Genomic DNA, 18,900 nt, shown 5'->3' with positions numbered 1-18,900 from the left:
GCTCGCTGGCGCTCGCTCCTCGACCACCGGGCCGGTCGTCGCGGTCGTCGGCGGAGGCGGCAAGTCCGGCTCGCTGAGCCTGGCCGCCGCCCGTCAGGCCGGGGCCGCCCGCACCATCGGCGTGGTCCCGACCGCGGCGGAGGCCGCGCGCCTCGAGGCGGCCGGCCTCGCCGACGAGGTGGTGCTGGCCGACGCCCGCGACCCGATCGCGCTGCGCGACGCCGTGGCCACGGCCGGCGGTCCCGCCGACGTGACCGTGGTCTGCGTCGACGTCCCCGGCTGCGAGGGCGGCGCCGTGCTGGCGACCGCCGAGCGGGGAACGGTCGTCTTCTTCTCCATGGCCACCTCGTTCCCCGCCGCGGCGCTCGGCGCCGAGGGCCTCGCCGCCGACGTGACCATGCTGGTCGGCAACGGGTACGCGCCCGGCCACGCGGCGTACGCCCTCGACCTGCTGCGCGGCAACCCCGGCGTCCGCGGCCTCTTCGAGGGGCGGCTGTGATGGCGGCCCGCACCGAGCCCCGCACGGGCAAGCTCGAGCTCGACCCCGCCGTCGTCCGCAAGGCCCGCAGCCTCGCCGAGCGGGCCGGCCGCCCGATCGTCGACCTGGCCCGGGCGCACACGACGGTCGCCGTCGAGCGGGCCACGCTGCGGCTGGCCGGCCTCGAGGGCGCCGACGCCGACGGCACGCCCTGGGTGAACCGGCTCCTGGACTGCGTCCGTGCCGACGTCGGCCTCGAGCACGGGGTCGCGCTGCCCGCGTGGGACGCGCTGCTCCGCGGTGAGGCCGCCGACCTGGCCGAGCTGGCGCAGAAGGCTTCCGCCGGCTCCGTGCGGTTCCGGATCCCCGAGGGCGCAGACGCCGCCGCGGCCGCCGAGGCGGCCCGGGCACGTGTCGCCACCGGCGTACGCCGCATCGACGAGCGTCGCGTCGAGCGCGAGCGGTTCGTGGCCGACGTGGGCGACGCCCCGTCGAAGCCGTGGATCTACCTCATCGTCGCGACCGGCGACATCTACGAGGACATCCCCCAGGCCCAGGCCGCGGCGCGCGCCGGCGCGGACGTGATCGCGGTGATCCGCTCGACCGGCCAGTCGCTGCTGGACTACGTGCCGGAGGGGGCGACCCGCGAGGGCTTCGCCGGGACCTACGCCACCCAGGAGAACTTCCGGCTCATGCGGGCCGCCCTCGACGAGACGAGCCGCGAGCTCGGCCGCTACGTCCGGCTCACCAACTACGCCTCCGGCCTCTGCATGCCGGAGATCGCGGCGCTGGCCGGCCTCGAGCGGCTCGACATGATGCTCAACGACTCGATGTACGGCATCCTCTTCCGCGACATCAACCCGATCCGGACGTTCGTCGACCAGCGGCTGAGCCGTCAGATCCACGCCCGCGCGGGAATCATCATCAACACCGGCGAGGACAACTACCTCACCACCGCCGACGGCATCGAGGCCGCGCACACGGTCACCACCAGCCAGCTGCTCAACGAGTACTTCGCGAAGGAGGCGGGCCTCGCCGACTGGCAGCTCGGGCTGGGGCACGCCTTCGAGATCGACCCGAACGTCGCGGACTCCTTCCGGCTCGAGCTGGCCCACGCGATGCTGGCCCGCGACCTGTTCCCGGACGCCCCCCTGAAGTGGATGCCGCCGACCCGGCACATGACCGGCGACGTGTTCCAGGGCTTCCTGCTGGACGGCTTCTTCAACCTCGTCGGTGCCCTCACGGGCCAGGGGATCCTTCTGGTCGGCATGATGACCGAGGCCGTGGTCACGCCGTGGCTCTCCGACCGTGACCTGGCGCTGCAGAACGTCCGCTACGTCATGAACGCCGCCGGCAACCTGCACGAGGACTTCCACCCGGCCCCCGACGGCTTCATCGCGGAGCGGGCCCGGGTCGTGCTGGGCGAGGCGATCGACCTGCTCGAGGAGATCGTGCACGACTCCGACGCGGCGGGGGACCCCCCGCTCCTGGCCGCGATCGCGGACGGCACGTTCGGCCTGATGAAGCGGCCCGCCGACGCCGGTCGCGGACTCGACGGGGTGGCCGCCAAGTCCGAGGCCTACTACAACCCCGCGAGCGACCTCCTGGCCTTTCGAGACGGCGCTGGCGTGCCTGCTCAGGAACCGGAAGAGGAACGATGACCGAGACCACGAACCGCATCATCCGCCCGTACGGCGACACGACGGGCGACGGCATGGTGCAGCTCTCCTTCACGCTCCCGATGCCGCACTCCAAGGTCGCGGAGGGGGCGGCCGCCCAGCTCGCGAACAAGATGGGCATGGACCCGGCGCTGGTGGTGCACGCGAAGGCGATGGGTCCGGACTTCACGTTCTTCGTGGTCTACGGCCGGGTCAACCACCTCGTCGACCCGAGCCAGGTCCAGGTGGTCGAGCGCGACTACCCGCTGCTCACGCCCAAGGAGGTCAACGCGACGGTCAAGGAGTCGCTGCGACGGCGCCTGGTCGTGGTCGGCGGCTGCATCGGCACCGACGCGCACACCGTCGGCATCGACGCGATCCTCAACATCAAGGGGTTCGCGGGGGAGAAGGGCCTGGAGTACTACCGCGAGATCAAGGTCGTGAACCTCGGTGCCCAGGTGTCCGTGCCGACGCTGGTCGACCGGGCCCGGGCCGAGAACGCCGATGCGGTGCTGGTCTCGCAGGTGGTGACCCAGCGCGACGCGCACATCCTCAACACCCGCGAGATGTCGGCGGCGTTCCGCGAGTCCTACCCCGCGGACCGGCGGCCGCTGCTGGTGGTCGGCGGCCCGCGCTTCGACGAGACGATGGCCGGCGAGCTCGGCGTCGACCGGGTCTTCGCGCGCGGCACCACCCCCGGCGAGGTCGCCTCCTACCTCGTCCACCGGATCACCCAGCGAAAGGCGTCCTGATGCGCGAGATCGGCACGAAGGTCACCCACCGCCGCTACGTGCCGTACTCCCACGCGCACTACGCCGGCAACCTGGTCGACGGCGCCTACTCGCTGGGCCTCTTCGGCGACGTCGCGACCGAGCTGTGCATCCGCACCGACGGGGACGAGGGGCTCTTCGCGTCGTACTCCGACGTGCAGTTCCGGGCCCCGGTGCGGGCCGGCGACGTGCTCGAGGTGACCGCGGAGCTGCTCGCGGCCGGACGTCGGTCGCGCCGGGTCGGGTTCACCGTGCACGTGCTGGCCCGCGGGGCGGCCACCGAGGCCCGCCCCGGTGCCGCCGAGGTGCTCGACCCGCCGCTGCTCGCGACCGAGGCCACCGGTACCGTCGTCGTGCCCGGTCTGGACGGATAGCAGAGGTATCCGGCGTGTCGTGCGCGACACGCCGCGCGTCGGGAAAATCGCTCGTGAAATCTGCGTGACCGATCAGGGCGCTGACCTGCGGAAACGATGCCCGCACGCGGGGAGCCGACCTGTTGACTTTCATGTGTTCGTGTCCGAGAGTTCCCGGGTCCGCTCGCGCAGATCGTGGAGGCGGACCGGCGTCCAGGTGGCCGCCGCGGGGGCTCGAGCACCACGAACCACCCCGCGACGGCTCGCGGAGGTCGGTCTCGGCTCTCTCGAGAGCGGATGCGGAAGGGGCCCGGGCGCCTTAGACAACTTCCCGTGCATCGGCAGCCGGTCGGCGGCGGGTTGGTCCGAAGCGCACGCCGGTCCCTTCCGCCCCCTGCCGGCCCACGGCACGCGTCGCCGACAGCCGTCCCCCTTGTAGATTTGGCCCGTGCCACGCATCGCCCTCTCGATTCTCTGTGGCGTGGCGCTGGCGCTGAGCTTCGAGCCCTACGCCCTCAGCCCGCTCCTCCCGGTCTCCGTCGCCGGCTTCTTCTGGTGCGTGCACGGCCGCTCGCTCAAGCAGGGCGCGCTGCTCGGCTTCGTCTTCGGCGTGGTCTTCTGGCACGTCCACATCTTCTGGATGCGGGTGGTCGGGTACGACGCGTGGCTGGCGCTGTCGCTGTTCATGACCCTGTGGTTCGTCCTGCTCGGTTTCTCGCTGGCCGCGGTCTCCCGGCTGCGCTGGTGGCCGGCGTGGTTCGCGGTCGTCTGGGTGGCGATCGAGGTGGTGCGCGGGGCGTACCCGATGAGTGGCTTCACCTGGGGCCGACTGGCGTTCGCGACCGTGGACACGCCGTACGCCGGGTGGCTGCCATGGATCGGCACCAACGGCGTCAGCCTGCTGGTCGCCCTGAGCGCCTCCGGGCTCGCCTGGCTGGTGCTGCGCTTCCTGCCCGGCCTCGGCAGGCCGCGGCTGACCGAGACCACCGCCGACGCGGCAGCGGGGAGCCCGGTCCCGGACGGCGCGGTCGAGGACGCCGCCGGGAAGCCGGCCGGGAGCACCGCCGGCCGGGCGCACGTGGGCACCGTCGCGGTGCTGGCCGTGATCGTCCTGGCCGCCGTCGTGCCGGCGTTCGTCTCCTGGCACGGTGAGGACGCGGGGACCGCCCGGGTCGCGATCGTCCAGGGCAACGTCCCGGGCGACGGGGACAACCTGCTGGCGTACCACCAGGAGGTGACCCGGAGCCACCTCGACCTGACCCGGGAGCTCGCCGCCGACGTGGCCGCCGGGCGGGCCGAGCGGCCGGACTTCGTGGTGTGGCCGGAGAACGCCACCGCGGTCGACCCGTTCCGCGACGAGGAGCTGCGGGCGGACATCCGGCACACCGTCGAGGACATCGGCGTACCCCTGCTGTTCGGCGGCATCGTCGACGCACCGGATCCGGACGAGGTGCTGAACCAGGGGATCGTCTACGACCCGGGCACCGGTGCGGGAGACCGGTACACCAAGCGGCACCCGGTGCCGTTCGGGGAGTACATCCCGTATCGGGAGAAGCTGGGCATCAACCGCAACTTCAGCCAGCTCTCGCAGGTGCCGCGCGACATGCTCAGCGGCACCCGCACCTCGCCGCTGCGGATCGACGGCACGACGGTGGCCGACGCGATCTGCTTCGACGTCGCGTACGACGACGCGATCGGCGACCAGGTGCGCGGGGGAGCGGAGATGCTGACCGTGCAGACGTCCAACGCGTTCTTCATCCACACCGGCCAGATCGAGCAGCAGTTCGCGATCAGCCGGCTGCGGGCGCTGGAGACCGGACGGCCGGTGGTGGTCGCCTCGGTGAACGGCCGCAGCGGCTTCATCAACCCGGACGGCAGCGTCGCCGCGGCGATCGAGCCACGCACCCGCGCCGTGCTCCAGGACGTGGTGCCGCTGGTGCGGGGCGTCCCCCCGGCGATGTGGGTCGGGCCCTGGCTGGGACGCGCGGCCGTCGTGGTGGCCGCGGGTGCGGTCCTGTGGGCACTGCTGCCGTATCGTCGGCGCAGGATCGAGCCGGCGGCCGCGGGGGCCGGGGCCGGCCGCGTGCTGGAGAGGGAGAGCGGGGCGTGACGTACGACGGACTCGGCCGGGTCGTGATGGTCATCCCGACCTACAACGAGTCGATGAACCTGGCCTGGATCGTGGGTCGGCTGCGGTGCGCCCAGCCGGGGGTCGACGTGCTGGTCGTCGACGACAACTCTCCCGACGGCACCGGCAAGATCGCCGACGAGATCGCCGCGGAGGACCCGCAGGTGAGCGTCGTGCACCGGACCGAGAAGGCCGGCCTGGGGGCGGCGTACATCCACGGCTTCCGGGTGGCCCTCGAGCGCGGGTACGACGTGATCGGCGAGATGGACGCCGACGGCTCCCACCAGCCCGAGCAGCTGCACCGGCTTCTGGACGCCCTGCGCGAGGCCGACCTGGTCATCGGGTCCCGCTGGGTCCCGGGCGGCTCGGTGGTCAACTGGCCGCGCTCCCGCGAGGCCCTCTCGCGCGGCGGCAACCTCTACGTCCGCCTGCTGCTCGGCGTGTCGGTCCGCGACGCCACCGCCGGCTTCCGGCTGTTCCGGCGGAGCACGCTGCAGGCGATCGACATCGACACGGTCCAGTCGACCGGCTACGTCTTCCAGACAGACATGGCCTGGCGCACGCTGCAGGCCGGGCTTCGGGTCGTCGAGGTGCCCATCGAGTTCATCGAGCGCGAGCGCGGCGACTCCAAGATGAGCGGTGCGGTCGCCACCGAGTCGCTGAAGCGGATCACCCGCTGGGGCCTCCGCGAGCGCCGGGGCCAGGTCGCCCGGGCGCTGCGCCGATGACCCGCGTACGCCGGGTCCCCGGCTGGCTGCTCGCGCTGCTGTTCTTCGGCATCCCGCTGCTGGAGATCATCGTCCTCATCCAGGTCGGGCAGGCGATCGGCCCGTGGTGGACGATCCTGCTGCTGGTCGCGGACAGCATCTTCGGCGCCTGGCTGATGCGCCGCGAGGGGTCCCGGGCGTTCCAGGCGCTCTCCGACGCGCTGCGCAACGGCCGGATGCCGGCCCGCGAGCTGGCCGACGGGATGCTGATCCTCGCCGGAGGCCTGCTGATGCTGGCGCCGGGCTTCATCACCGACGTGTTCGGCATCCTGCTGATCCTGCCGTTCACCCGGCCGATCGGGCGTCGGGTGCTCACCCGGGTGGTCTCGGCCCGCCTGCTGGCCGGGGGCGACTGGCCCGGTGCGTCGTACGGCGCGGGCTTCTGGACCGGGCCGGGAGAACCGCCTCGCCACGGTCCCGGACATGGCCCCGGAAATGGCCCCGGAAAGGGCAAGGGCCCCCGATCCGGGCCACCGGGACCCGTGATCGAGGGCGAGGTCGTCGACGGCCCGGACGACGGGCCGCGCAACCAGGACTAGCGTCAGGCGCTGGCCTTGCTCTTCTTGGACGCGCTCGCGCGGTGCAGGTGGGCGGGACCGATCTCGCCACCACGCAGCAGCTCGAGGCGCTCGCTGAGGATGTCCTCGAGCTCCTTGATGGAGCGACGCTCGAGGAGCATGTCCCAGTGCGTGCGCACCGGCTTCTCGGCCTTCGCCTCGGGCTGGATGCCGTCGACGCTCAGCGAGACCGAGCCGCAGCGAGGGCACTCCCACGTCGCGGGGATCTCCGCCTCGACCGACATCGTGATCTCGAACTGGTGTCCCTGCGGGCACGCGTACCCGACCTGCTGACGGGCGGCGAACTCGATGCCGCGCTCGTCCTCGAAACTCTGGCCTCCGAGCCTGGCTCCACGCAGTGTGCGCTCCGCCACCTCGTTCACCTCCGGATGAAATGTGTCTGTGTGCGTACGAACAGGAGACGTTCTTCCCCCGTCTCTATGACGCCGTTCCCGAGCGGTGCGCGTCACATGCCCCAACGTACGCCCCTCCGCAAGAATTCCTTGCTGAGCGCAACTGTGGCCCGTTCCACACCGGTGACCGCTGTGTCCGGGATCCCGTCAGATGACGCTGGGCTGCACGTTCCCCGCCTCGCGGATGCCGCGCGCGGTGTCCACCCGGAGCAGCAGCGCGCCGCCGATCACGAAGAACGCGATCAGTGCGAAGATCGCCGGCCGGTAGGAGTCGGTGAGCTGGAAGACCAGGCCGAAGGTGAGGGTGCCGAACCACGAGGTGCCGCGGTCCATCGCGTGGTAGAAGCTGAAGAACTCGCCCTCGCGGCCCTTGGGGATGAGCAGCGAGAAGTAGGACCGGGCCAGGGCCTGGGTGCCGCCGAGCACGATGCCGATGGCGACGCCCATGGCCAGGAACGGCACCAGCTGCTCCTCCGGCAGCACCAGCGCCGTGGTCACGATGAGCATCCAGATCGCCAGACCGGTCAGGATCACCCGCTTGGCGCCGTACCGCTCCGCCGCGCGGCCGAACAGCAGGGCCCCGAAGAACGCGACGAACTGCACCATCAGGATGGTGGCGATCAGCACCGAGGTGCCGAACCCGAGCTGCTTCTCGCCGTACGTCGAGGAGGAGGCGATCACGGTCTGGATGCCGTCGTTGAAGAAGAGGTACGCGAGCAGGAAGGTCAGCGCCATCGGGTAGTTGCGTAGGTCCTTGAGGGTCTCCCACAGCTGCCCGAAGCTCTGCTGGACCAGGCCGCCGGACTCCGGCACGACGTGCTGCGGCGGGTGGTTCCTCAGCCGCAGGTAGGGGATGAACGTGAACCCCGCCCACCACACGGCCGCCGACAGCATCGAGAGCCGCACCGCCATCGCGGTGCTCAGCCCGAACGGCGTCAGCGTGACCACGGCCAGGTTGACGGCCAGCAGGATGCCGCCGCCGAGGTAGCCCCACGCCCAGCCGCGGGAGGAGACCCGGTCGCGCTCGTCCTCGGTGGAGATCAGCGGCAGGATCGAGTCGTTGAACACCGTGGACGCGCCGAGGCAGAGGTTGGCGCCGATCACCGCGATCGCGCCGATCTGCCAGTTGGTGCCGGCGCAGAAGAACAGCAGCGACGCGAACGCCGCACCGGTCCACGCGAACCCGGCCAGCAGGCCCTTCTTGTTCTCGGTCCGGTCCGCGACCGCGCCCAGCAGCGGGAGAAGGACCGCGGACAGGATCGTGGAGAACGTGATGATGTACGACGGCAGCGCGCCCGGCGCGATCGACAGCCCGAGCACGCTCAGGTCCTGGTTGCAGTCCAGGCCCTTGTCGGAGTCGGTGATGAACCCGCAGGAGGCCTTCTCGGCGACGGTGATGAGGTACGGCGCGAACAGCACGGTCGCGACCGTGGTGACGTAGGCGGAGTTCGCCCAGTCGTACCAGTACCACGCCTTCTGCTCCCGCACTCTCGACAGCGGGCGCAGGTCGGCCACGCCGCCCGGCGGAACGGTGTCGTCGCCCATGTCAGTCCTCCCACTGCCCGCGCTCGACGAGCACGTCCCTGAGTATGTCGGTCCGGTCGGTCATGAGGCCGTCGACACCCAGGTCGAGCAGCTCGTGCATCTCGGCCGGGTCGTCGATGGTCCACACGTGCACGTGCAGCCCCGCCGCGTGCGCGCGGCGGACCAGCCCCGCGGTCGTGATGGCCACCCTGCCGCGCCGGTACGGCACCTGCACCGCCACCGGTCCGCCGCGGGTCAGCGCGGCGGCCAGGCGGCCGCTGGGGAGCCCGGCGTACGCCGCCGCCTCGCGGGGGTGCGCCCCCGTCGCGACCCGCCCGTCGGTGAGGGAGCGGAACTCCTCGAGGCTGCGTGGCCTGAACGACCCGACCAGGACCCGGTCCCACGCCTCGCGGGCCGCCAGGAAGTCGGCCAGCGGGCGCACGGCGCCGGGAGCCTTGATGTCGATGTTGAAGCGGACGCCGGGGAAGGTGTCGAACAGCTCGCCCAGCGTCGGCACGTTCTCACGGCCACCGATCCGGGCTTCGCGGATCTCGTCGCGGGAGAGGCGGGCGACCTCGCCGGTGCCGTCGGTGACCCGGTCGAGCACCCGGTCGTGGAAGGCCATCAGGACGCCGTCGCGGGTCACGTGGACGTCGGTCTCGAGGTAGCGGTAGCCGAGGTCCACCGCGTGCCGGAACGCCGCCAGGCTGTTCTCCAGGCCCTCGATCTCGGGGTGGAAGGCGCCGCCGCGGTGGGCGAAGGCGAGCACGCCACGCGGCTCGTCGAGGTAGGCGTAGCCGGTGCGTGGACGCTTCACGGGCACCCCACCGGCTGGAACCCCGGCTGACTCACGCAGGACATTGAACACGGGCACGTGACGATCGTCGTGGACCGGGTACGGCGTGGCATCCGCACGGATACTCAGGCCGCCGGCCCGTCGCCCGGACCGCGGCCGCGTGAGGGGGGTACGGTCGGACCATGGACGCGCTCGCCTGCCCCCAGTGCGGGACCGACATGGTCGCCCGCAGCCTCGGCCGCACCCACGTCGACCAGTGCCCGGAGGGACACGGCGTCTTCCTGCGGCGGACCGCGCTCGGCGAGCTGATCGACGCCGAGAACGCCTGGCACAGCGACTCCGGCCCGCACACCGCGCCGCTGCCACGGATCACCGCCGACATGCACGCACCCCCGCCGTCCCCGCCGCGCGCCCCGGCCTGGGTGGCCACGCTCTTCGACGACTGAGCCGTCCAGCGGGACAACTCGTCCACAACCGTGCGCCCCACAACCCGCCGACCCGGCACATCTTGTGCCGGGTCACTGTCTCCTGGAGACGCCGACCCGGCACAAGATGTGCCGACTCACCATGAAGAGCGACGGACTGCTGTGGACAGCAGGCGTCAGATGTCGCGGAAGGTGACGATGTTGGCGCCGAGCTCGTTGAGGCGCTCCGCGAGGTCCTCGTAGCCGCGGTGGATGACGTACGTCGACCGGAGCACCGAGGTGCCCTTCGACGCCATCATCGCCAGCAGGATGACCACGGCCGGCCGCAGCGCGGGCGGGCAGACCACCTCGGTGCCCGACCAGTGGGTCGGGCCCTCGACCAGCACCCGGTGCGGGTCGAGCAGCTTCACCGAGGCGCCGAGCTTGTTGAGCTCGGTCAGGTAGATCGCGCGGTTCTCGTAGACCCAGTCGTGCAGCAGCGTCTGGCCCTCGGCGACCGCGGCGATCACCGCGAAGAACGGGAGGTTGTCGATGTTGAGGCCCGGGAACGGCATCGGGTGGATCTTGTCCAGCGGCGCCCGCAGCGTCGACGGCTTGGTGGTGATGTCGACCAGCCGGGTGTGGCCGTTCGCCGCGACGTACTCCTCGGAGCGGTCGTACTGGAAGCCCATCTCCTCCAGCGTGGCCAGCTCGATCTCGAGGAACTCGATCGGGACCCGCTTGATGGTGATCTCGGAGTTCGTGACGATCGCGGCGGCGAGCAGCGACATCGCCTCGATCGGGTCCTCGCTGGGCGCGTAGTCGACCTCGACGTCGATCTCGGTGACGCCGGTGACCGTCAGGGTGGTGGTGCCGATGCCCTCGACCTCGACGCCGAGGCGCTGCAGGAAGAAGCACAGGTCCTGGACCATGTAGTTGGACGAGGCGTTGCGGATGATCGTGGTGCCCGGGTGCAGGGCGGCGGCCATGAGGGCGTTCTCGGTGACCGTGTCGCCGCGCTCGGTGAGCACGATCGGCCGGGTCGGCTCCAGCGCCCGGTTGACGGTCGCGTGGTAGCTGCCTTCGGTGGCCTTCACCTCGAGGCCGAACGGGCGCAGCGCCGACATGTGCGGCTCGACGGTGCGGGTGCCGAGGTTGCAGCCGCCGGCGTAGGGGAGCTCGAAGGTGTCCTCGCGGTGCAGCAGCGGGCCGAGGAACATGATGATCGAGCGGGTACGGCGCGCGGCCGGCTCGTCGATGTTCTCCAGGTGGAGCTCGGCCGGAGGGACGATCTCGAGGTCGTTGTTCTCGTTCAGCCAGGTGGTCTGCACGCCCAGCGACTGGAGCACCTCGAGCAGTCGGTTGACCTCCTCGATCCGGGCGACGCGGCGCAGGGTGGTGCGGCCCTTGTTGAGCAGCGAGGCGCACAGCAGCGCGACCCCGGCGTTCTTGGAGGTCTTGACGTCGATGGAGCCGGACAGGGTGGTCGGGCCGGTGACCCGCAGGTGGGTCGGGCCGGCACCGAGCGCCACGATCTCGGAGTCGAGGGCGGCACCGATCCGGGCCAGCATCTCCAGCGAGAGGTTCTGGTGGCCGCGCTCGATCCGGTTGACCGCGGACTGGCTGGTACTCAGCAGGTCGGCGAGCTGCTGCTGGGTGTAGCCACGGTGCTTGCGGGCGTCGCGGATCAGGTTGCCGATGCGGCCGAGGTAGTCGGTGCTCATGCGCAGCACCGTATCTCAAATATGAGATAAGACAACATCGACAGGCCGGAGGCGGGAGCACGGCGGGGGAGGGGCGGGGCCTCCGGGGCGGCGGAGCAGGCTGCGAGGATGAGGCCCATGCGCGCGACGACGATCCACGATACCCGCGACATCCGGCTATCCGAAGTTCCCGAGCCGACCATCGACGCCGACACCGAGGCGATCGTGAGGGTGGTGGCCGGCTGCATCTGCGGTTCCGACCTGTGGCCCTACCGCGGCGAGAACCCGATCACGCCCGGCGACACCATCGGGCACGAGGCGGTCGGCGTGGTCGAGGAGGTGGGCTCGGCGGTGAAGGCGTTCCGGCCCGGCGACTTCGTGGTCGTCCCGTTCTGCCACGCCGACAACACCTGTCCGCACTGCCTGACCGGGATGCACTCCGCCTGCGACAACCTCGGCTTCACCGAGAGCGGCCAGGCGGAGTACACCAGGGTGCACCAGGCCGACGGCAGCCTGGTGAAGACGCCCGGCCAGCCCGACGACGACCAGATCCCGTCGCTGCTCGCGCTGGCCGACGTGATGGCCACCGGCTGGCACGCCGCGATCGCGGCCGGCGTCACCGAGGGCAGCACGGTGGCAGTGGTCGGCGACGGCGCGGTCGGCCTGTGCGGGGTGCTCGCAGCCGCCCACCTCGGCGCGGACCGCGTGATCGCGATGTCGCGGCACGAGCCGCGCCAGGAGATCGCCCGCCGCTTCGGCGCCACCGACATCGTCCCCGAGCGCGGCGAGGAGGGCGAGGCCCGGGTCGCCGAGCTGACCGGCGGCGTCGGTGCCGACGCCGTCCTCGAGTGCGTCGGCAACGACCCGGCGATGCGGACTGCGTTCCGGATCGCCCGCCCCGGCTCGACCGTCGGCTTCGTGGGCGCTCCGCACGGCGTGGAGCTCCCGGTCCGTCGCATGTTCACCCACAACATCGGGCTGGCCGGCGGGATGGCGCCGGTGCGCGCCTACCTCCCGCTGCTCATGGATCTCGTGCTCGGCGGGACGATCAACCCCGGCCTGGTCTTCGACGCGACGCTTCCGCTCGACGAGGTGGCCGAGGGCTACCGGATGATGGACGAGCGGCGGGCGATCAAGGTGCTGCTGCGTCCGTGACCGTCGGGTCCGGCGCGGGCTCGTCCGGCACGTCCGGCGCCGGCGGCGCGGCACGGAGGGCGAGCACCGCCAGCAGCGGCCGGTGGTCCGAGCTCAGCCCGGTGAGCACCCGCTGCCGCAGGAAGGTCGCGTCGGTCCCGAGGTCGCGGCGGGCCACGAACACGTAGTCGATCTTCCGGTGCTGGCCCATCGCGGTGAACGTGTCGCGGCGGCCGCGCCAGCCGAGCGCCTGCCACGACGACACGGCCAGTCCTGCGAGGCGCGCGGCCGGGAAGCCCCAGTGGCGCACCCGCTGGTCGGGGCCGTGGTCGACGTTGAGGTCGCCGGTGCCGACGGTGAGGTCACCGACGTCCTGCTGCCACAGGGCGCGCAGCTTGCGGAAGTGCACCCGGGCCAGCCGCATGTTCACGGTGCGCAGCGGGCGCCCGGGCCGGGCGAGGTCCTCGATCTTGTGGTTCGCGTGGGTGTTGAGGACGGTCACCAACCGGCCGGACGCCCGGTGCCGCAGCACCACCCGGGTGACGTAGCGGCGGGGGAGCGGGAAGCGGGTCTCCGCCACCGCCTCGTGCATGAGGAACCGCTCGGCCGAGACCGGATCGAAGACGCTCCGCCGCCAGCTCACCGCCACCTCGGAGGCGCGCCCCGGGAAGGTCTGCGAGTCGAAGCCGCGCGCCTCGAGCCGGTCCAGGACCGTCCCGAACGGGTTCATCTCCTGCCAGCCGATCACGTCCACGTCCGCACGGGACGTCAGTGTCACCGCGTCCTGCCACGCCCGGCGCAGCGGAAGGTCCTGGTACGCGTTGAACGAGACGACCCCGATCGCGTCGACCGTCGCCGGCCCGTCCGCGGTCCGGCCAGCCGCCGAGGTCCGGGGCTGGTGGTCCACGACGGCAGGAGCAGGCCCGGCGGTGAGCGCGGCGAGCAGGACGCTGAGCGCGACGACCAGGACAGGCGGTACGGCGCGTGCGACGGACGTCGGCATGTGGAACTTCCCCCGAGAGCTCGATCGACTGCTGCACGCGGCGCGGCAGCCCCCTCACCGTCGGCCGGGACGGGGACGACCTGCGGGGTTTCCGGCTGCCGGCTCCCGTGACCCGCGCCACGCCGCCCGGCCCGGTGCGGTCTGGACCGCTCTGGCAGGGTGGGGCACATGAGCGACGCCATCGACCTCGGCCGCCCCGTCTCGGGGGACGTCATCGACCTGATCCTGGACGACCACCGGCGCTTCGAGGAGCTGCTCCGGCAGCTGCGGGACAGCAGCAGCGACCGGGACGCCGTACGCCGTGCCTTTGCCGCGCTGCACGTCGCCCACGCGCTCGCCGAGGAGGAGCACGTCTACCCGGCCCTGCGCCGCAAGCGAGCGGTCGGGGAGCACGAGGCCGAGCACGGCGAGGAGGAGCATGCCGAGGGCAACGAGGCGCTGCTCGCGGTGCTCGAGCTGCGAGGCACCGACACGCAGGCGTTCGACGATGCGGTGGAGGAGCTCGCGGCCACGGTCAACCACCACCTCACCGAGGAGGAGCTGACCATCCTCAACCCGGCCCGCGACGAGGTCGGGGAGCGGGTCCGGGCCGACCTGGGCGAGCGGTTCGCGACGGCGCGGAACCAGCACGTCGACGACGACTGCGGGCGGATCGAGAACGTCCGGCGGATCGTCCGCGCAGCGCGACACGAGGGGTTGCTGGACAACGAATGACGGACAGGGCCTAACTTGGTCCTGTGCAGCCCGTCGTGAACGGCATCCCGACCGTCGGCCCGCACCGCCATGCGGCCGCGGTCGAGCGCCTCTCCGCGTCCTACCGTGCGATCCCTCCGGGTGCCCCGGTGCGCCTGGCGAAGCGCACGTCCAACCTCTTCCGGCCCCGGACCCGCCTCGACGTGCCCGGCCTCGACGTCTCGGGTCTCGACCGGGTGATCTCGATCGACCCCGAGGGGCGCACCGCCGACGTCCAGGGCATGTGCACCTACGAGGACCTCGTCGACGCCACCCTCCCGCACGGCCTGATGCCGTACGTCGTGCCGCAGCTGCGCACGATCACGCTCGGCGGGGCGGTCACCGGCCTGGGCATCGAGTCGTCGTCGTTCCGAAACGGGCTCCCGCACGAGTCGGTCCTCGAGATGGACGTGCTCACCGGTTCCGGCGAGGTCGTGACGGCGGCTCCCGGCGGACCGAACGACGAGCTGTTCCGCACGTTCCCCAACTCCTACGGTTCCCTCGGCTATGCCACCCGGATCCGGATCGCCCTGGAGCCGGTCCAGCCACGGGTCCGGCTCCGGCACGTCCGCGTCCCGATCGAGAAGCTCGACGCGACCGTCGCCCGACTGGTCGAGACGCACGAGCACGACGGCGACCCGGTCGACTTCCTCGACGGCGTGGCGTTCTCACCGGACGAGGTCTACCTGACCCTCGGCACCTGGGACCCGACCGAGGGGCCCGGCAGCGACTACACCGGGCAGCGGGTCTTCTACCGCTCCCTGCAGGAGCGCTCCGAGGACGTGCTCACCACGCTGGACTACCTCTGGCGCTGGGACACCGACTGGTTCTGGTGCTCGCGGGCGTTCGGCGCCCAGCACCCCGCCGTACGCCGGGTGTGGCCGCGCCGCTGGCGGCGCAGCGACGTCTACCACCGGCTGGTCGGGCTCGAGCACCGCTTCGGCGCCTACGCGCGCGTGCAGCGCCTGCGCGGCCGTCCCGACGTCGAGCGGGTGGTCCAGGACGTGGAGATCCCGGTCGGCCGGGTGGCGGACTTCCTGGGCTGGTTCGACGAGCGGGTGGGCATGCGGCCGGTGTGGCTCTGCCCCCTGCGGCTGCGCGACGCCGACGGTCCGGGATCGGCGCGGGCGTGGCCGCTCTACCCGCTGGAGCCGGGCCGCACCTACGTCAACGTGGGTTTCTGGGGCGCGGTGCCGATCGCCCCCGGCGCGGAGGACGGCGACGTCAACCGCGCGATCGAGGACGCGGTGACCGCGCACGGCGGCCACAAGTCCCTGTACTCGGACGCGTACTACACCCGGGAGGAATTCGACCGGCTGTACGCAGGTTCCACCCTCACCGAGGTGAGGCGGATCCACGACCCGGACGACCGGTTGACCGGTCTCTACGAGAAGGCGGTGGCACGGCGATGACGACAACCCAGCAGCGGACCCAGCAACAGCGACGTGTGACGGTCGGCGAGGCGCTGACCTCGGTGCTCCCGGAGGGGCTCCCGTTCCGGCTCACGGCGTACGACGGCAGCGCGGCCGGCCCGTCGGACGCGGAGATCACCCTGCACCTCGCCACCCCGCGCGGGCTGTCCTACCTGCTGACCGCGCCCGGCGACCTGGGCATGGCCCGTGCCTACGTCACCGGAGACCTGCAGGTCTCCGGCGTGCATCCCGGCGACCCCTACGACCTGATCAACGGGCTGCTCGGCCAGATCAAGGTGCACGTGTCGCCCGGCGAGGCGATCCGGCTGCTCCGCGGGCTCGGCCTCGAGCACCTCAAGCCCCCGCCGCCCCCGCCCCAGGAGCACCTGCCGCGCTGGCGGCGGGCGATGGAGGGGCTGCGGCACTCCCGGGTCCGTGACGCGGACGCGATCCGCCACCACTACGACGTCTCCAACACCTTCTACGAGCACGTCCTCGGCCCATCCATGACCTACACCTGCGCGCTCTACCCCAAGCCGGACGCCTCGCTGGAGGAGGCCCAGGCCGACAAGTACGACCTGGTTGCCCGCAAGCTCGGCCTGGAGCCCGGCATGCGGCTGCTCGACGTCGGCTGCGGGTGGGGCGGCATGGTCCGCCACGCGGTCAGGGAGTACGGCGTGACCGCGCTCGGGGTGACCCTGTCGAAGGAGCAGGCCGCGTGGGCGCAGGCGGCGATCGAGCGCGAGGGCCTCGGCGACCGGGCCGAGGTCCGGCACGCCGACTACCGCGACGTCACCGAGTCCGGCTTCGACGCGGTCAGCTCGATCGGGCTGACCGAGCACATCGGCCGCAAGGAGTACCCGGCGTACTTCGGGTTCCTCCAGGACCGGCTCCGCGACGGCGGGCGGCTGCTCAACCACTGCATCACCCGGCCGACGAACCGCAAGGTCAACGTCGGGCAGTTCATTGACCGCTACGTCTTCCCCGACGGCGAGCTCACCGGCTCCGGCAACATCATCACCGCGATCCAGGACATCGGGTTCGAGGTGCGGCACGAGGAGAACCTGCGCGAGCACTACGCGCTGACCCTGCGTGACTGGTGCCGCAACCTCGTCGAGAACTGGGATGCCTGCGTGGCCGAGGTCGGCGAGGGCACCGCCCGGGTGTGGGGCCTCTACATGGCCGGGTCGCGGGTGGGTTTCGAGCGCAACGAGATCCAGCTGCACCAGGTCCTCGCGGTCAAGGTCGGGCCGGACGGCGACGCCCAGGTGCCGCTGCGTCCGGGCTGGGGCAGCTGAGCGGTCCGCTGCCCGGTCGGTGACTGGTCGTCGTACCGGCGGTGGTGGAGACTGGCGCGCGTGACTGACACGTGGTGGCAATCGGCGGTCGTCTACCAGGTCTACCCGCGCAGCTTCGCGGACTCCGACGGCGACGGGATCGGTGACCTCCGGGGAGTCATCGACCGCCTCGACCATCTCGCGCTGCTCGGCGTGGACGTGCTCTGGTTGTCGCCGGTCTACCGATCGCCGATGGCCGACAACGGCTACGACATCAGCGACTACCAGGACATCGACCCGCTCTTCGGGACCCTCGCGGACCTCGACGACCTGGTCGCGGGGCTGCACGATCGCGGCATCAAGCTGGTCATGGACCTGGTCGTCAACCACACCTCCGACGAGCACGCGTGGTTCGTGGAGTCGCGGTCGTCGCGGGACAACCCGAAGCGCGACTGGTACCTCTGGCGGGACCCGCGCGACGGCCGCGCCCCGAACAACTGGGGGTCGGCGTTCTCCGGCCCCGCCTGGACGTTCGACGAGCCGACCGGGCAGTACTACCTCCACCTGTTCGACCGCAAGCAGCCGGACCTGAACTGGGAGAACCCCGAGGTCCGCGCCGCCGTGCACGCGATGATGAACTGGTGGCTCGACCGGGGCGTCGACGGGTTCCGGATGGACGTCATCAACTTCATCTCCAAGGCCGAGGGCCTGCCGGACGCGCCGCCGGTGCCCGGCCGAGACGTGGTCAGCGCCTTCGACCTGTACGCCGACGGTCCGCGGGTGCACGAGTTCCTCGCCGAGATGCACCGCGAGGTGTTCGCCGGCCGCGACGGGCAGTTCCTCACCGTCGGGGAGATGCCCGGCGTCACCCTCGAGCAGGCCCGCCTCTACACCGACCCGGACCGGGCCGAGGTCGACATGGTCTTCCAGTTCGAGCACGTCATGCTCGACCAGGACCGGCACGACAAGTTCCAGCCGGTCGGGCTCGACCAGCTCGCGCTGAAGCGGTCGCTGTTCCGCTGGCAGGAGGGCCTCGCCGACGTCGGCTGGAACAGCCTCTACTGGAACAACCACGACCAGCCGCGGGCGGTGTCCCGGTTCGGCGACGACCACCCGGACTGGTGGCTGGCCTCGGCGAAGGCGATCGCGACCGTGCTGCACGGGTTGCGCGGCACGCCGTACGTCTACCAGGGGGAGGAGCTCGGGATGACCAACTTCCCGTTCGCCTCCCCCGAGCAGCACCGCGACGTCGAGGCGGTCAACTACCACGCGACCGTGGTCGCCGCCGGCGGTGACGCGACCGCGGCGCTGGCCGGGATGGCGGTGATGGGCCGCGACAACGCGCGCACCCCGATGCAGTGGGACGCCTCGCAGCAGGCCGGGTTCACCACCGGGCTGCCCTGGATCGAGGTGAACCCCAACCACGGTTGGCTGAACGCGGCCGCGCAGGTCGAGGACCCGGCGTCGGTGTTCGCGCACTACCGCGCTCTGATCCGGCTGCGCCGCGAGCGTCCCGCGCTCGCGACCGGCGGGTTCGCCGCGCTGCTGGAGGACGACCCGGTGCTGTGGGCCTACACCCGCACCGGCGACGGCGAGCGGCTGCTGGTCGTCGTCAACGCCGGGCGCGAGCCACGCGACCTACGACTCGAGGAGTGGTACGGCGCGGAGCTGCTGCTCGGCAACCTGCCCGGCACGCCCGCGACGTACGACGGGTCCGCGACGACCTGGGCCGGCTGGGACGCCCGCATCTATGCGCTCCGAGGCTGACCCGGTCCCTCGACGGGTCAGACG

At 71.8% G+C, this 18,900-nt stretch carries 17 protein-coding genes and 1 pseudogene; 13 read left to right on the top strand and 5 right to left on the bottom strand.

The window, feature by feature from the left end; translation table 11 throughout:
- The 7 genes and pseudogenes from EKO23_RS07525 to EKO23_RS07495 all read left to right on the top strand — a co-directional run.
- Positions 1 to 499, top strand: a pseudogene (locus tag EKO23_RS07525) (L-erythro-3,5-diaminohexanoate dehydrogenase); the annotation flags it as partial.
- Positions 499 to 2,139 carry a lysine 5,6-aminomutase subunit alpha gene (kamD, locus tag EKO23_RS07520; RefSeq protein WP_134715772.1) on the top strand — a complete coding sequence of 547 codons (1,641 nt, stop codon included), beginning with the start codon at positions 499 to 501 and terminating at the stop codon, positions 2,137 to 2,139. The pseudogene EKO23_RS07525 and the gene kamD, both read left to right, overlap by 1 nt.
- Positions 2,136 to 2,888, top strand: a complete 753-nt coding sequence (gene kamE, locus EKO23_RS07515) for a lysine 5,6-aminomutase subunit beta (protein ID WP_134715770.1) — start codon at positions 2,136 to 2,138, stop codon at positions 2,886 to 2,888. Before kamD ends, kamE begins: the two co-directional genes overlap by 4 nt.
- Positions 2,888 to 3,280, top strand: a complete 393-nt coding sequence (kal, locus tag EKO23_RS07510; RefSeq protein WP_134715768.1) for a 3-aminobutyryl-CoA ammonia lyase — start codon at positions 2,888 to 2,890, stop codon at positions 3,278 to 3,280. Before kamE ends, kal begins: the two co-directional genes overlap by 1 nt.
- A 427-nt stretch (positions 3,281 to 3,707) precedes the next feature.
- Positions 3,708 to 5,369: an apolipoprotein N-acyltransferase gene (gene lnt, locus EKO23_RS07505; RefSeq protein ID WP_134715766.1), complete on the top strand. Its 1,662-nt coding sequence runs from the start codon at positions 3,708 to 3,710 to the stop codon at positions 5,367 to 5,369.
- 26 nt (positions 5,370 to 5,395) lie between these two features.
- On the top strand, positions 5,396 to 6,115 hold the full coding sequence (locus tag EKO23_RS07500) for a polyprenol monophosphomannose synthase (protein ID WP_134715817.1): 720 nt from the start codon (positions 5,396 to 5,398) through the stop codon (positions 6,113 to 6,115).
- On the top strand, positions 6,112 to 6,693 hold the full coding sequence (locus tag EKO23_RS07495; protein WP_134715764.1) for an FxsA family protein: 582 nt from the start codon (positions 6,112 to 6,114) through the stop codon (positions 6,691 to 6,693). The genes EKO23_RS07500 and EKO23_RS07495 overlap by 4 nt, the downstream gene beginning before the upstream one ends.
- Positions 6,694 to 6,695: 2 nt before the next feature.
- Here the strand turns inward: EKO23_RS07495 and EKO23_RS07490 are convergent, their stop codons facing one another.
- The 3 genes from EKO23_RS07490 to EKO23_RS07480 form a co-directional block, all read right to left on the bottom strand.
- Entirely contained in the window at positions 6,696 to 7,085 is a 390-nt protein-coding gene (locus EKO23_RS07490; protein ID WP_134715762.1) for an RNA polymerase-binding protein RbpA, read from the bottom strand.
- A 186-nt stretch (positions 7,086 to 7,271) separates the two neighbouring features.
- Positions 7,272 to 8,669 (bottom strand): MFS transporter, encoded by a 1,398-nt coding sequence (locus tag EKO23_RS07485; protein ID WP_134715760.1) that lies wholly within the window; start codon positions 8,667 to 8,669, stop codon positions 7,272 to 7,274.
- Position 8,670: 1 nt separating this feature from the next.
- Complete coding sequence (locus tag EKO23_RS07480) at positions 8,671 to 9,465, bottom strand: glycerophosphodiester phosphodiesterase family protein (protein ID WP_134715758.1); 795 nt, start codon at positions 9,463 to 9,465, stop codon at positions 8,671 to 8,673.
- A 161-nt stretch (positions 9,466 to 9,626) separates the two neighbouring features.
- On the opposite strand from EKO23_RS07480, the gene EKO23_RS07475 reads away from it, so the two are divergent.
- Positions 9,627 to 9,890, top strand: a complete 264-nt coding sequence (locus EKO23_RS07475) for a TFIIB-type zinc ribbon-containing protein (protein ID WP_134715756.1) — start codon at positions 9,627 to 9,629, stop codon at positions 9,888 to 9,890.
- A 155-nt stretch (positions 9,891 to 10,045) separates the two neighbouring features.
- Here the strand turns inward: EKO23_RS07475 and EKO23_RS07470 are convergent, their stop codons facing one another.
- Positions 10,046 to 11,572 (bottom strand): helix-turn-helix domain-containing protein, encoded by a 1,527-nt coding sequence (locus tag EKO23_RS07470; protein WP_134715754.1) that lies wholly within the window; start codon positions 11,570 to 11,572, stop codon positions 10,046 to 10,048.
- 117 nt (positions 11,573 to 11,689) lie between these two features.
- Between EKO23_RS07470 and EKO23_RS07465 the strand changes: the two genes are divergently transcribed.
- On the top strand, positions 11,690 to 12,706 hold the full coding sequence (locus tag EKO23_RS07465) for a zinc-dependent alcohol dehydrogenase family protein (RefSeq protein ID WP_134715752.1): 1,017 nt from the start codon (positions 11,690 to 11,692) through the stop codon (positions 12,704 to 12,706).
- Here EKO23_RS07465 and EKO23_RS07460 read toward each other — a convergent pair.
- Positions 12,684 to 13,688 (bottom strand): exonuclease/endonuclease/phosphatase family protein, encoded by a 1,005-nt coding sequence (locus EKO23_RS07460; RefSeq protein ID WP_134715750.1) that lies wholly within the window; start codon positions 13,686 to 13,688, stop codon positions 12,684 to 12,686. The genes EKO23_RS07465 and EKO23_RS07460 overlap by 23 nt on opposite strands.
- Before the next feature lie 168 nt (positions 13,689 to 13,856).
- Here EKO23_RS07460 and EKO23_RS07455 point away from each other — a divergent pair, with 168 nt between their 5' ends.
- Genes EKO23_RS07455 through EKO23_RS07440 form a run of 4 tightly spaced genes read left to right on the top strand, consistent with a single transcriptional unit; the run spans position 13,857 to position 18,876 of the window.
- Positions 13,857 to 14,402 carry a hemerythrin domain-containing protein gene (locus EKO23_RS07455; RefSeq protein ID WP_134715748.1) on the top strand — a complete coding sequence of 182 codons (546 nt, stop codon included), beginning with the start codon at positions 13,857 to 13,859 and terminating at the stop codon, positions 14,400 to 14,402.
- Between the two features lie 23 nt (positions 14,403 to 14,425).
- Positions 14,426 to 15,832: an FAD-binding oxidoreductase gene (locus EKO23_RS07450; protein WP_246050953.1), complete on the top strand. Its 1,407-nt coding sequence runs from the start codon at positions 14,426 to 14,428 to the stop codon at positions 15,830 to 15,832.
- Positions 15,829 to 17,130, top strand: a complete 1,302-nt coding sequence (locus EKO23_RS07445; protein WP_134715746.1) for a class I SAM-dependent methyltransferase — start codon at positions 15,829 to 15,831, stop codon at positions 17,128 to 17,130. The genes EKO23_RS07450 and EKO23_RS07445 overlap by 4 nt, the downstream gene beginning before the upstream one ends.
- 60 nt (positions 17,131 to 17,190) lie before the next feature.
- Positions 17,191 to 18,876 carry an alpha-glucosidase gene (locus EKO23_RS07440; protein WP_134715744.1) on the top strand — a complete coding sequence of 562 codons (1,686 nt, stop codon included), beginning with the start codon at positions 17,191 to 17,193 and terminating at the stop codon, positions 18,874 to 18,876.
- Positions 18,877 to 18,900 lie beyond the last annotated feature (24 nt).

It is taken from the genome of Nocardioides guangzhouensis, from assembly GCF_004519545.1.
GTDB lineage: Bacteria > Actinomycetota > Actinomycetes > Propionibacteriales > Nocardioidaceae > Nocardioides > Nocardioides guangzhouensis.
The sequence above is the reverse complement of the archived record's forward strand: the minus strand, read 5'-3'. Positions and strand labels throughout refer to the sequence as shown.